The 12,166-nt window shown below is 70.0% G+C and carries 13 protein-coding genes; 10 read left to right on the top strand and 3 right to left on the bottom strand.

Annotation, left to right across the window (positions count from 1 at the left end):
• Window positions 1-353: 353 nt before the first annotated feature.
• Together RV986_RS13745 and RV986_RS13740 are read left to right on the top strand one after the other, a co-directional pair.
• Window positions 354-650 (top strand): DUF4193 domain-containing protein, encoded by a 297-nt coding sequence (locus RV986_RS13745; RefSeq protein ID WP_003997302.1) that lies wholly within the window; start codon window positions 354-356, stop codon window positions 648-650.
• Window positions 651-663: 13 nt separating this feature from the next.
• Window positions 664-1,635 carry a hypothetical protein gene (locus RV986_RS13740; protein WP_475917668.1) on the top strand — a complete coding sequence of 324 codons (972 nt, stop codon included), beginning with the start codon at window positions 664-666 and terminating at the stop codon, window positions 1,633-1,635.
• Window positions 1,636-1,808: 173 nt separating this feature from the next.
• Here the strand turns inward: RV986_RS13740 and RV986_RS13735 are convergent, their stop codons facing one another.
• Window positions 1,809-2,270 (bottom strand): DUF3093 domain-containing protein, encoded by a 462-nt coding sequence (locus RV986_RS13735; RefSeq protein ID WP_475917667.1) that lies wholly within the window; start codon window positions 2,268-2,270, stop codon window positions 1,809-1,811.
• A gap of 58 nt (window positions 2,271-2,328) precedes the next feature.
• Here RV986_RS13735 and RV986_RS13730 point away from each other — a divergent pair, with 58 nt between their 5' ends.
• The 8 genes from RV986_RS13730 (at window position 2,329) to RV986_RS13695 (ending at window position 10,413) form a co-directional block, all read left to right on the top strand.
• Window positions 2,329-2,913 (top strand): PaaI family thioesterase, encoded by a 585-nt coding sequence (locus RV986_RS13730; RefSeq protein WP_475917666.1) that lies wholly within the window; start codon window positions 2,329-2,331, stop codon window positions 2,911-2,913.
• On the top strand, window positions 2,910-3,425 hold the full coding sequence (gene dut / locus RV986_RS13725) for a dUTP diphosphatase (RefSeq protein WP_475917665.1): 516 nt from the start codon (window positions 2,910-2,912) through the stop codon (window positions 3,423-3,425). Before RV986_RS13730 ends, dut begins: the two co-directional genes overlap by 4 nt.
• Window position 3,426: 1 nt before the next feature.
• Window positions 3,427-4,179, top strand: coding sequence for a DUF3710 domain-containing protein (locus RV986_RS13720; protein WP_475917664.1), 753 nt, complete (start codon window positions 3,427-3,429; stop codon window positions 4,177-4,179).
• Between the two features lie 162 nt (window positions 4,180-4,341).
• Window positions 4,342-5,562, top strand: a complete 1,221-nt coding sequence (locus tag RV986_RS13715) for an alginate lyase family protein (protein WP_475917663.1) — start codon at window positions 4,342-4,344, stop codon at window positions 5,560-5,562.
• A 396-nt stretch (window positions 5,563-5,958) separates the two neighbouring features.
• The gene (locus RV986_RS13710; protein ID WP_475917662.1) at window positions 5,959-8,496 is read left to right on the top strand and encodes a sensor histidine kinase; all 2,538 of its coding nucleotides are present in this window, start codon (window positions 5,959-5,961) and stop codon (window positions 8,494-8,496) included.
• Complete coding sequence (locus RV986_RS13705) at window positions 8,493-9,176, top strand: response regulator (RefSeq protein WP_475917661.1); 684 nt, start codon at window positions 8,493-8,495, stop codon at window positions 9,174-9,176. The genes RV986_RS13710 and RV986_RS13705 overlap by 4 nt, the downstream gene beginning before the upstream one ends.
• A gap of 55 nt (window positions 9,177-9,231) precedes the next feature.
• A complete protein-coding gene (locus RV986_RS13700) occupies window positions 9,232-9,630 on the top strand; it encodes an OB-fold nucleic acid binding domain-containing protein (protein ID WP_365155931.1) in 399 nt (132 codons plus the stop codon).
• 3 nt (window positions 9,631-9,633) lie between these two features.
• Window positions 9,634-10,413, top strand: a complete 780-nt coding sequence (locus RV986_RS13695; RefSeq protein ID WP_475917660.1) for a DUF3159 domain-containing protein — start codon at window positions 9,634-9,636, stop codon at window positions 10,411-10,413.
• A 209-nt stretch (window positions 10,414-10,622) separates the two neighbouring features.
• On the opposite strand, the gene RV986_RS13690 is transcribed toward RV986_RS13695, so the two are convergent.
• Both RV986_RS13690 and RV986_RS13685 read right to left on the bottom strand, forming a co-directional pair.
• Window positions 10,623-11,300: a potassium channel family protein gene (locus RV986_RS13690; RefSeq protein WP_475917659.1), complete on the bottom strand. Its 678-nt coding sequence runs from the start codon at window positions 11,298-11,300 to the stop codon at window positions 10,623-10,625.
• A complete protein-coding gene (locus tag RV986_RS13685; RefSeq protein WP_475917658.1) occupies window positions 11,300-11,971 on the bottom strand; it encodes a potassium channel family protein in 672 nt (223 codons plus the stop codon). Before RV986_RS13685 ends, RV986_RS13690 begins: the two co-directional genes overlap by 1 nt.
• Between the last annotated feature and the right edge of the window lie 195 nt (window positions 11,972-12,166).

Genomic DNA, 12,166 nt, shown 5'->3' with positions numbered 1-12,166 from the left:
AAATTTCTGGTCACCCATCCGGGAGGCCCGTGTGTGATCGATCACAAGGGCGAATTTCCGGCCATCTACTCTCCGTGGTCGCGCATGCTGTCGGAAAGCCGGGAAAATCCGGGTTTTCGGGGGTCCGGATCACGGGAAGTACACGGTGGGACGCCTTTGAAGTGGGCCCTTCGGACCGTGTACGGTCCGCATCGCCATCCAAGCCGATCACTCTTGAGGAGTCCGGTTGGGTGTCGATTGAGTAACAGACCTTGATGTGAGGCAAAATCTCCGCCTCAGGTCGGGCACAAGTCCGGCCTCTCACGCGTTACGTGCGCTGGAGACACCGCAGACACCCAGAGGGGGAGAGCGACATGGCAACGGATTACGACACCCCACGCAAGACCGACGACGACGTCGACTCGGACAGCCTTGAAGAACTGAAGGCTCGCCGGAACGACAAGTCGACGTCGTCGGTCGACGTAGACGAGTTCGAGGCCGCAGAAGGCCTGGAGCTGCCCGGAGCCGACCTCTCGAACGAGGAGCTGGCCGTCCGGGTACTGCCCAAGCAGCAGGACGAGTTCACCTGCATGAGCTGCTTCCTGGTGCACCACCGCAGCCAGCTGGCCCGCGAGAAGAACGGTCAGCCGATCTGCCGCGACTGCGACTGAGGCAGGGTCGGCCGTGACTGGCTCGACCCCTCCTTGGAAGCGCCGCTTCTCCTCACGGGCAGCGGACGAAGGGCCGTCAGAGGGCCCTGAAGGCGTGCGTGACGACGAGCGGGGCTCTTCCCGACCAGGATCAGCCTCGCTCGAGCCGGCGCCCGCCACAGCGCCGACAGGCGCCTTCACGCAGGCCGGCGATTTGCTGCCGGTCGGCGACCCGGCGTCGGCCGACGGTCCGGAGCCGGTGGACGCTTCGGCGCCCACCGCCGGCCGCCGCGCGGCCGTCGTTCGGGACGGGGTCGTCAAGGGCGTCCAGAAGGGCGGCAGCAAGGCCAGGGCAGGACTGGCCCACCTCGCCGACCGGATCATCGACATCGCGCCCCGGCTCCCGGTGCGGGATCTCGCGACCCTCCGCAGACAGTTCCCCGGTCTGACCGCCGAGCAGCTCGCGGACAAGCTCGTCGCGGGCGCGGCCAACGCGACGTCCACGGTGGGCGCCGGGATCGGCGCGGCCGCGATGCTGCCGGTGCCGCCCGCGATGCCCACGGAACTCGCCGCCGAGATCACCGGAGTCGCGGCGATCGAGCTGAAAATGATCGCCGAGCTCCACGAGGTCTACGGTCTGCGGCCGCCGGGCACTCTCAAGCAGCGCAGTACCGCGTATCTGAACTCCTGGTCCTCCGAGCGCGGGATCGACGTGACCAAGCCGTCGACGATCAACGCCGCGCTGGGCGGCCACATGAAGCGTGAGCTGCGCCAGCAGATCATGAAGCGGATGGTCCGGGATCTGCCGAACCTGATGCCGTTCATGGTGGGCGCGGCCGTGGGGGCGGTCATGAACCGCCGGGACACCAAGCGCCTCGCGGGGCACATCCGCAAGGACCTGCGCAAGGCCCAAATCCCGTGGGACGCACTGGTGGAGCTGCCGCCCTTGGAGAAGCCGGCGGATCCGCTGCGGATCGGGGAGATCCCCAAGGAGCTGGGGAACTGAGCCCCGCCCGCCCCCCGCCGGAGCCGCCTCGTGCGGTGGGGCACCCGCTGCGGAGGAGCACTGGCCGTCGAGCGGCGTACGCCGGTGCGACACCGCCGCGAACGGCGCACCTGAGGGGCGCGCATCTGGATGCCGGGGCGGCCGTGGGCCGAGTCGGCATCCGCGATTGCCCCCTACGCCGCCGTCCGCGCCGCCTTCAGTGCCGCGATCAGGCGCTCCGGCTCCCTCGTCGACAGGTAGAGGTAGGGGGTCGGGTCGGCCGGGTCCGTGACCTGCACGCGCAGAGCGGTGGGGATGTACGCCCGCAGGAGCATGAAGGCGCGCGGATCCGCCTTGAAGGTGCGCCAGGCGCGCGCCTCCTCCTGGTCCAGGATCTCGGCCTCGCCCAGGGCCGCGACGGGGATCTTGGCCTCCCCCGCGATCAGGGAGTCCCCGACGACCCGGATGCGGATCGACCCGTACGCGCTCGCCACGACCGCCGACACCGCGGTGCCGCCGACCAGCGCTCCCAGCAGGGGCAGCGTGCCGAACGGGAGGAAGACCAGGGCCATCGCGATCCCGATCAGGAAGCAGATCGCCCACCAGCTGCGGGGGGCGGTGAGACGTTCTTCGTAGGGTGAGGCGGAGAGCTGCATGAAGCCAAGACTGGCACGGTGCGAAGACTTGGTGGACGCGCGGGTAAGGTCTGCGGCTGTGAGTGGTACATCCGCACCCCTGAAGCCCCCCGCCGACGCCGCCGCACCGGTGCGGCATCCCGACGCGCCCGCTCCCGGAGAGCTGCTCGGCACGCACTACGAACAGTGTTTCGGGTGTGGCGGAGAGCAGCCGCACGGGCTGCACCTGGAGACCCGCGCGGGGGACGGCGTCAGCGTCACGGCGGAGTTCACCGTACGGCCCGCCCATCAGGGAGCTCCGGGGCTCGCGCACGGCGGAGTGCTCGCCACCGCCCTCGACGAGACGCTCGGTTCGCTGAACTGGCTGCTGCGTGTCGTCGCGGTCACCGGGCGGCTGGAGACCGACTTCCGGCGGCCCGTACCCGTCGGCACCGTGCTGTACCTGGAGGCCGAGGCCACGGCGGTGGCCGGCCGTAAAATCTACTCGACCGCCACCGGACGGATCGGCGGCCCGGACGGGCCCGTCGCGGTCCGTGCGGACGCCCTCTTCATAGAGGTCGCGGTCGACCACTTCATCGACAACGGCCGCCCGGAGGAGATCCGGGCCGCCATGAACGACCCGGACGCGCTCCGCCGCGTCCGTGCTTTCGAGGTGAACCCGTGACCCGTGACCCCGTGGATGTGCTGATCCGCCGTGTAGAGCCGGAAGTCCCGCTTCCGCAGTACGCGCACCCCGGTGACGCGGGGGCCGATCTGCGCACCACCGAGGACTGTGAGCTGAAGCCGGGCGAACGGGCCGTTCTGCCCACGGGCGTGTCCATCGCGCTGCCCGAGGGGTACGCGGCCTTCGTGCACCCGCGTTCCGGGCTCGCCGCCCGCTGCGGTGTCGCTCTCGTGAATGCCCCGGGGACGGTTGATGCCGGGTACCGTGGGGAGATCAAGGTGATCGTGGTGAATCTCGACCCGCACGAGTCCGTGCGGTTCGAGCGCTTCGACCGGATTGCTCAACTGGTCGTCCAGCAGGTCGAGAAGGTCCGCTTCCAGGAGGTCGCGGAACTTCCCGGCTCGGCGCGGGCCGCAGGGGGCTTCGGGTCCACTGGTGGTCATGCCGCCGTGGGCGGCACAACGGGTGGGAATCGATACGCTTCGGTCGTATCCGACCGGGAAGGACAGTGACGTGTTCGGACGTCGCAAGAAGGGCAGTGCCGCCGAGGACGCGGCGGGCGAGGCCGAGCAGGTCGTCGACAGTGTCGACACTGAGGCGGAGCAGGAGCGCGTGAAGCTGGAGCCGGAGCCGCGACCCGACGGACCCTGGGACGACTCGGAGGTGCGGGACCCCGCCGAGGGCCGTGTGGACCTCGGTGGTCTCTTCGTGCCCGGAGTCGACGGCATGGAGCTGCGGGTGGAGGTCGCGGGTGACGCGATCGTCGCGGCCACCGTCGTCCTCAAGGACAGCGCCGTCCAGCTGCAGGCCTTCGCCGCTCCCAAGCGTGAGGGCATCTGGGGCGAGGTGCGCGAGGAGATCGCCTCCGGCATCACCCAGCAGGGCGGTGTCATCGACGAGGTGGAGGGCCCGCTGGGCTGGGAGCTGCGGGCGCAGGTGCCGGTGCAGCTGCCGGACGGCACGGGCGGTTTCCAGGTCGTGCGGTTCGTCGGTGTGGACGGCCCCCGCTGGTTCCTGCGGGGAGTGATCTCCGGCCAGGGCGCGGTGCAGCCGCAGGCCGCGGGTCTGCTGGAGCAGATCTTCCGGGACACGGTCGTCGTACGCGGCGAGGGCCCGATGGCCCCGCGCGACCCGATCGTCCTGAAGCTGCCGAACGACGCGCAGATGGTGCCGGAAGGTGTTCAGCAGGAGGACCAGAGCGGTTCCCGCTTCTCCGGCGGCATGGGACAGCTGCAGCGCGGACCGGAGATCACCGAGGTTCGCTGACGCGTAGGCGCGTACGAGACAGGGCCGTATCCCCGCGGGGGTGCGGCCCTTTTCAACGCCCCGCCTCTTGACGGACAGTTGGTCTATACCTAATGTCGGCGGCCATCACGTGTGTTCAAGCACGCGCTCATCGTTCGCATACAAGAACGGATGGTCCCCCGCATGCCTGAGTCCCCCGCACGACACCGCGGTCCACGTCGCACCCGCTTCCCCCTGCTCGCCGTCGCCGCGGTCGCCGCCCTGGTCTCCGGCCTTCTCGCCTGGCCCGGCGCCCACCGGGCCGACGCCGCCCCCGCCGTCTTCACGCACCCCGGAGTCACCGTCTCCAAGGGCCAGTTGGACTTCGCCCGTGCCGAGGTCAACGCGGGAGCGCAGCCCTGGAAGGCCGCGTACGACCAGATGATGGCGAGCAAGTACGCCTCGCTGACGCGCACCGCCAAGCCCCGCGCGACCGTGGAGTGCGGCTCGTACTCCAACCCGGACAACGGCTGCACGGACGAGCGCCAGGACGCCATCGCCGCGTACACCGACGCCCTCGCCTGGTACTTCACCCGTGACGAGCGGTACGCCAAGAAGTCCATCGAGCTGATGGACGCCTGGTCGGCCGTGATCAAGGAGCACACCAACAGCAACGCGCCCCTGCAGACCGGCTGGGCCGGCTCCTCCTGGCCCAAGGCCGCCGAGATCATCAAGTACACCTACACCGGCACCTGGACCAACTCCGGCCGCTTCGCGACCATGTTGCGCACCGTCTACCTCCCCGAGATCATCAACGGCTCGAATTCCAACGGGAACTGGGAGCTGTCGATGATGGAGGCCGCCGTCGGCATCTCCGTCTTCCTGGAGGACAGGACGTCGTACGACAAGGCCATGGCGAAGTTCCGGACGCGGGCGGCCGCGTACGTCTATCTCGCGTCCGACGGCGCGGCGCCGAAGACCGTGCCGAGCCAGAACCTCGACACGACCGCGAAGATCGTCAACTACTGGCAGGGGCAGTCCACCTTCGTCACCGGACTCACCCAGGAGACCTGCCGCGACTTCACCCACACCGGGTACGGCATCTCGGCCATCTCGCACATCGCCGAGACCAGCCGCATCCAGGGGCAGGACCTCTACGGCACCGATGTCGGGGAGCGGCTGCGGCAGGCGCTCGGATTCCAGTCGAAGTACCAGCTGGGCGAGGCGGTGCCGAGCTGGCTGTGCGGCGGCTCCCTCACCCTCGGGCTGGGGCCGGTCACCGAGACGGGGTACAACGCCCTGCACAACCGCCTGGGCATCCCCATGACCAACACCCAGAAGCTGACCGAGCAGAACCGGCCGGCCGGCACCAACAGCCTCTTCGTCGCCTGGGAGACTCTCACCGACGGGGACAACCCCAACTGACTCCCGCTCCGGCCGGGCACTCGGTGACGACACCGGGCGCCCGGCGTGGAGAGCTCTCCGGCGGACAGTGACGGCGCGCGTGGCGATCGCGCGCTCTCGCGGACGGCCCCGCGCTCCTCATCGCCGACGAACTCGCGGATCCGCTCGGCGCCGGGACCGGCCGCCCGGTCACGGAACTCATGGAACCGCTGCGCGCGGTCGTCCGCGGCGAACGCGTGACGGTCCTGGTCGCCACGCACGACGCGACCCTGTCCGACCTGGCCGAGCACGGCCCGGACCTGCGCATCAGGGTTGTGTCAAAGACGGCTGCCGGCCGACCCCCCGCCCCAAATGTCGAGATTGCTGGCCGTAAGGTCGACGCTGCGTACACAGCAGTGACAGGAAGACAATGGGGCCATGGGACGCGGCAAGCTACGTATCTACCTCGGTGCGGCACCAGGTGTCGGCAAGACGTACGCGATGCTGTCCGAGGCGCACCGCCGGGTCGAGCGGGGCACCGACTGCGTGGTCGCGTTCGTGGAGCACCACCACCGGCCGCGCACCGAGGTGATGCTGCACGGTCTGGAGCAGGTTCCGCGCAAGGAGCTCGACTACCGCGGCTCCACCTTCACCGAGATGGACGTCGACGCCGTACTGCTGCGCGCCCCGGCCGTCGCCCTGGTGGACGAACTCGCGCACACCAATGTCCCCGGTTCGCGCAACGCCAAGCGCTGGCAGGACGTGGAGGAGCTGCTCGCGGCCGGCATCGACGTCGTCTCGACCGTCAACATCCAGCACCTGGAGTCACTCGGCGATGTCGTCGAGTCGATAACGGGCGTACGCCAGCGTGAGACGGTCCCCGACGAGGTCGTACGGCGGGCGGACCAGATCGAACTGGTCGACATGTCGCCCCAGGCACTGCGCCGCCGTATGGCCCACGGCAACATCTACAAGTCCGACAAGGTCGACGCGGCCCTGTCCAACTACTTCCGCCCCGGCAACCTCACCGCGCTGCGCGAGCTCGCCCTGCTCTGGGTCGCCGACCGGGTCGACGAATACCTGACCGAGTACCGCAGCGAACACCGGGTCTCGAAGATCTGGGGGTCGCGGGAGCGGATCGTGGTCGGGCTGACCGGCGGCCCCGAGGGGCGCACGCTGATCCGCCGGGCCGCGCGGCTCGCCGAGAAGGGCGCCGGCGGCGAGGTCATGGCCGTCTACATCGCCCGCAGCGACGGGCTGACCTCGGCCTCGCCCAAGGAGCTCGCCGTACAGCGCACCCTGGTCGAGGACCTGGGCGGCACCTTCCACCACGTCGTCGGCGAGGACATACCCGTCGCGCTGCTCGACTTCGCCCGTGGGGTGAACGCCACACAGATCGTGCTCGGCTCCTCACGCCGCAAGACCTGGCAGTACGTCTTCGGGCCGGGCGTCGGCGCGACGGTGGCCCGGGAGTCGGGTCCCGACCTGGACGTGCACATCGTCACCCACGGCGAGGTCGCCAAGGGGCGCGGGCTGCCGGTCGCCCGGGGAGCCCGGCTCGGCCGCTCCCGGATCATCTGGGGCTGGGTGGTCGGAGTGGGCGGCCCGGTGGCCCTCGCGCTGCTGCTCAACACCGTCGACCTCGGCCTCGCCAACGACATGCTGCTGTTCCTGACCGTGACGGTGGCGGCGGCCCTGCTCGGCGGACTGCTTCCGGCCCTCGCCTCGGCGGCCTTCGGCTCACTGCTGCTGAACTACTTCTACACGCCGCCGCTGCACCGGCTGACGATCGCCGATCCCAAGAACATCGTCGCCATCGCGATCTTCGTAGGGGTCGCGGTCTCCGTGGCGTCGGTCGTCGACCTGGCGGCCCGCCGCACGCATCAGGCGGCGCGGCTGCGCGCCGAGTCGGAGATCCTCTCCTTCCTGGCGGGCAGCGTGCTGCGCGGTGAGACCAGCCTGGAGGCCCTGCTCGAACGGGTCCGGGAGACCTTCGGAATGGAGTCCGTCGCCCTGCTGGAGCGGGCCGGCGACGTCGACCCGTGGACGTGCGCGGGCAGCGTGGGCCCGCAGTCGCCCAAGCGCCCCGAGGACGCGGACGTGGACATGCCGGTCGGCGACCACATGGCGCTCGCGCTGTCGGGCCGGGTGCTGCCCGCCTCCGACCGCCGGGTGCTCGCCGCCTTCGCCGCGCAGGCCGCGGTGGTCCTGGACCGTCAGCGCCTCCAGCACGAGGCCGACCAGGCCAAGGAGCTGGCCGAGGGCAACCGCATCCGCACCGCGCTGCTGGCCGCCGTGAGCCATGACCTGCGGACCCCGCTGGCCGCGATCAAGGCCGCCGTGTCCTCCCTCCGCTCGGACGACGTGGCCTGGTCCGAGGAGGACCAAGCGGAGCTCCTGGCGGCCATCGAGGAGGGCGCCGACCGGCTCGACCACCTGGTGGGCAACCTGCTCGACATGTCCCGCCTGCAGACCGGCACCGTGACCCCGCTGATCCGCGAGATCGACCTCGACGAGGTGGTCCCGATGGCGCTGGGCGGCGTACCCGAGGACAGCGTCGAACTGGATGTCCCCGAGACCTTGCCCATGGTCGCCGTCGACCCCGGTCTGCTGGAGCGCGCCGTCGCCAACCTCGTCGAGAACGCGGTGAAGTACAGCCCGCTGGACGAGCCGGTGCTGGTGGCGGCGAGCGCCATGGCCGACCGGGTGGAGGTGCGCGTGGTGGACCGCGGCCCCGGCGTCCCCGACGAGGCCAAGGACCGCATCTTCGCGCCCTTCCAGCGTTATGGTGACGCCCCGCGCGGCGCGGGGGTGGGTCTCGGCCTCGCGGTCGCCCGCGGCTTCGCCGAGGCGATGGGCGGCACACTGAACGCCGAGGACACCCCCGGCGGCGGACTCACCATGGTGCTCACGGTCAGGGCGGTGCACCGCTCGCCCGACCTGGCCACGGCAACAGCAGAAAGGCAGGCTTCATGACCAGGGTGCTCGTGGTCGACGACGAGCCGCAGATCGTACGTGCCCTCGTGATCAACCTGAAGGCACGCAAGTACGAGGTCGATGCGGCCGCCGACGGCGCCGGCGCGCTCCAGCTCGCCGCCGCCCGCCATCCCGACGTGGTCGTCCTCGACCTGGGGCTGCCCGACATGGACGGCGTCGAGGTGATCAAGGGGCTGCGCGGCTGGACCCGGGTGCCCATCCTGGTGCTCTCGGCCCGGCACTCCTCGGACGAGAAGGTCGAGGCGCTCGACGCGGGCGCCGACGACTACGTGACCAAGCCCTTCGGCATGGACGAGCTGCTGGCCCGGCTGCGCGCCGCCGTCCGCCGCGCGGAGCCGACCGGGGGCGGTGAGGACGACGTCGTGGTCGACACCGAGGATTTCACGGTCGATCTGGCCGCCAAGAAGGTCAACCGTGATGGCCGCGATGTCCGGCTGACCCCCACGGAATGGCATCTGCTGGAGGTCCTGGTGCGCAACACCGGCCGCCTGGTCAGCCAGAAGCAGCTGCTCCAGGAGGTGTGGGGACCGTCGTACGGCACCGAGACGAACTACCTGCGGGTCTACATGGCGCAGCTGCGGCGCAAGCTGGAGGTGGACCCCTCGCATCCACGGCACTTCATCACGGAGCCGGGGATGGGCTACCGGTTCGAGAAGTAGTCCGGGTGCGCGCTCGCGTTCATCCGCCGTCGGTGCTCCCCGGTACGCTTTCGGTATGAGTGCTGTTCCTCGTTCCGAAAAGCCGGCGGGCCGGTTCCGGCGCATGATCGACCGGCTCTCCTCGTCCCAGGAGGACCTGGAGTCCGAGGAGCTGCGCGAGGACGCCGAGACCGCGGGCTGTACGCGTATCGGTGACTGCCACGACCGGCAGATCGTCACGGTTACTGGTACCTTGCGCACGGTCACTCTGCGGCCACGGGCCGGGGTCCCCGCACTGGAGGCCGAGCTGTTCGACGGCTCGGCGGCTCTGGACGTGGTCTGGCTCGGCAGGCGTTCCATCGTGGGCATAGAGCCGGGGCGCAAGTTGATCGCCTCGGGCCGCATTTCGATGAGCCGGGGCCGTAGGGTGCTGTTCAACCCGAAGTACGAACTCAGACCCCTTGGACGGGAGTAGCCGGTGACGTCGCTCGACAAGCCGACCCAAGACGCCCAGGACGCCGAGGATGCCGCCCAGCGGGATGCGCGGGCCGTGACCGAGGCCGCGCTGTTCGAGGCGTTCGGTGGTGTTCGGGGCATGGTCGAGACGGTGGTGCCCGGCCTGCTCTTCGTCACCATCTTCACGATCAACAAGAACCTCCACTGGGCGGCGATCGCCGCCCTCGGGGTGTCCCTGCTGCTGGTCGTGGTCCGCCTCGCCATGCGCGACACCGTCAAGCACGCCTTCAGCGGTGTCTTCGGCGTCGCCTTCGGCGTGGTCTTCGCGATGATGACGGGCAACGCGAAGGACTTCTATCTGCCGGGCATGCTCTACACGCTCGGCCTGGCCGTCGCCTACATCGTCACGACCCTCGCGGGTGTCCCCCTGATCGGGCTGATCCTCGGCCCGGTCTTCAAGGAGAACCTTTCCTGGCGCACCCGCAACCCCGGCCGCAAGAAGGCCTACGCGAAGGCCAGTTGGGCGTGGGGTCTGATCCTGCTCGCCAAGTGCGCGGTCCTCTTCCCGCTCTACTGGTGGGCCAACACCGCGCAACTGGGCTGGGTCCTGGTCGCGTTGAAGATCCCGCCGTTCCTGCTGGCCGTCTGGCTCACCTGGGTGTTCCTGGCGAAGGCCCCGGCGCCCATCGACGTCTTCGCCGAGATGGAGGCGGAGGAGCAGGCCGAGAAGGAACGCAAGGCCGCCCTCGCGACGGATTCGGCCGACGAGGCCACGGCCGGGCGTCACCGGCGCGACGCCTAGTTTCCTGTACGCAGTGGGGGGGGCGCCCGGAAATCTCCGGGCGCCCCCCCATGTTCGTATCCCCCCGAGACGCTCGTGGCCCCCACAAGCGACCCCCACAAGGGGACGGCCACCGTCGCGAGGTCCCGGCCCGAGTCCCGGTCCCGGTCCCGGGCCGTGCGCCCGGTCCGGCCTTGGGAGGGGGCCGGGGGCCAGGGGCTGTCTCGGGGCTAGTCCGTCGTGTCCTCGCGGCGGACCGAGAGCAGGTCCTCCAGTTGTTCCTCGCGGGCCTGGGCGGCCACGAAGAGGAGTTCGTCGCCCGCCTCCAGGGAGTCCTCCTGGGAGGGCGTGAGGACACGGGTGCCGCGGATGATCGTGACCAGCGAGGTGTCCTCGGGCCACTCCACGTCGCCCACCTGCGTGCCGGCCAGGGCCGACTCCGGCGGGAGCGTCAGCTCGACCAGGTTCGCGTCGCCGTGGCTGAAGCGGAGCAGGCGGACCAGGTCGCCGACGCTCACGGCCTCCTCGACCAGGGCCGACATCAGACGCGGGGTGGACACGGCGACGTCGACGCCCCAGGCCTCGTTGAACAGCCACTCGTTCTTCGGGTTGTTCACACGGGCGACGACACGCGGGACGCCGTACTCGGTCTTCGCGAGCAGCGAGACGACCAGGTTGACCTTGTCGTCACCGGTGGCCGCGATGACCACGTTGCAGCGCTGCAGCGCCGCCTCGTCCAGCGACGTGATCTCGCAGGCGTCGGCGAGCAGCCACTCCGCCTGCGGGACGCGCTCGACCGAGATGGCGGTCGGTGCCTTGTCGATCAGCAGAATCTCGTGCCCGTTCTCCAGGAGCTCGCCCGCGATGGAGCGACCGACGGCACCGGCACCGGCAATGGCGACCCTCATCAGTGACCGCTCTCCTCTTCGGGGCCCTCGGCGAACGACGCCTCGACCTTCTCGACGTCGTCCGTGCGCATCATCACGTGCACCAGGTCGCCCTCCTGCAGCACCGTCTGCGAGGTGGGCAGGATCGCCTCGCCCAGCCGGGTGAGGAAGGCCACACGTACGCCGGTCTCGTCCTGGAGCCGACTGATCTTGTGCCCGACCCAGGCGGTGGAGGCGTGCACCTCGGCGAGCTGCACCCCGCCGGTGGGGTCGCGCCACAGCGGCTCGGCGCCCGAGGGGAGCAGCCGGCGCAGCATCTGGTCCGCGGTCCAGCGGACGGTGGCGACGGTCGGGATGCCGAGGCGCTGGTAGACCTCGGCGCGGCGCGGGTCGTAGATGCGCGCCGCGACGTTCTCGATGCCGAACATCTCGCGGGCCACCCGGGCGGCGATGATGTTCGAGTTGTCACCGCTGGAGACGGCGGCGAAGGCGCCCGCCTCCTCGATGCCCGCTTCGCGCAGGGTGTCCTGGTCGAAGCCGACTCCGGTGACGCGACGGCCGCCGAACCCGGAGCCGAGTCGTCGGAAGGCGGTGGGGTCCTGATCGATCACAGCGACCGTGTGCCCCTGTTGCTCCAGGGTCTGGGCGAGAGCGGAACCCACTCTTCCGCAGCCCATGATGACGATGTGCACGACCGTCCTTCCGAATGTGACTAGTTACGGCTCAGGCCCAACAGGGTCTCAGACCGCCGCCCAAGCTACACACGCGCGGTCGTCCGGGGGCACCCCCTGTGCATGTTTGCCTGCGGGTTTTCGGAGATCAGCGGCGATTGAAGCTGCGCACGCTGAGAAGAGTCAGGATTCCGAGGCCGACTAGTCCTGCGGTGG

It is taken from the genome of Streptomyces sp. RLA012 (assembly GCF_056270325.1).
The sequence above is the reverse complement of the archived record's forward strand: the minus strand, read 5'-3'. Positions and strand labels throughout refer to the sequence as shown.